Origin of the sequence: Pseudomonas protegens, from assembly GCF_003732485.1 — a bacterium.
In the GTDB taxonomy this organism is placed as follows: Bacteria; Pseudomonadota; Gammaproteobacteria; order Pseudomonadales; family Pseudomonadaceae; genus Aquipseudomonas; species Aquipseudomonas protegens_B.
In genome coordinates this window covers 1-778 of the sequence record NZ_MOAK01000060.1, presented here as the reverse complement: position 1 = coordinate 778, position 778 = coordinate 1, and the positions used below count along the sequence as shown (strand labels likewise).

1 protein-coding gene is annotated in these 778 nt (G+C 62.1%); it reads left to right on the top strand.

Annotated features, from left to right (window positions below):
- Positions 1-778, top strand: a 778-nt coding sequence (locus tag BLX41_RS16210) for a UDP-glucose dehydrogenase family protein (RefSeq protein ID WP_148059738.1), incomplete at both ends; no start/stop codon positions are given.

Below are 778 nucleotides of genomic sequence, written 5' to 3'. Positions count from 1 at the left end.
TGGAAGTCAGCGTTTTTGGTACTGGCTATGTCGGTCTGGTGCAAGCAGTTGCCCTCGCCGATGTCGGGCATAACGTGGTCTGTGTCGATATCGACAGCCATAAGATTGCCCAGCTGCAACGTTCCATTCCTCCGATTCACGAGCCGGGTCTGGCGACCCTGATCGAAGACAATCAAAAGGCCGGCCGACTGCACTTCACCACCCAGGCCAGCGATGCAGTAGGCCACGGCCAGGTGATTTTCATCGCGGTCGGCACACCCTCCAACGAAGACGGCTCGGCGGACCTGGACCATGTCCTGGCGGTGGCCCGCAACATTGCCTGTCTGATGCACAGCGACAAGACCCTGGTGATCAAGTCCACCGTGCCGGTGGGCACCGCCGACCTGGTGATCGAGGCTGTCGCCGAACAACTGGCGGACCTGGGCAAATCCCAACTGCGGGTGCACGTGGTCTCCAACCCGGAGTTCCTCAAGGAGGGCTCGGCGGTGGCCGACTGCATGCGTCCGGATCGGATCGTCGTCGGCTGTTCCCACAAACTGCCCCGCCAGCAGTTGAGCGAGCTGTACGCACCGTTCAACCACAACCATGACCGCCTGATGTTCATGGATAACCGCAGCGCCGAGCTGGTCAAGTACGCCGCCAACGCGATGCTCGCCACCCGCATCAGCTTCATGAACGAGATGGCCAACCTGGCGGAACGCCTGGGGGTGGACATCAACGCCGTGCGCAAGGGCATCGGCGCCGATCCGCGCATCGGCTACCACTTCATCTACCCCGG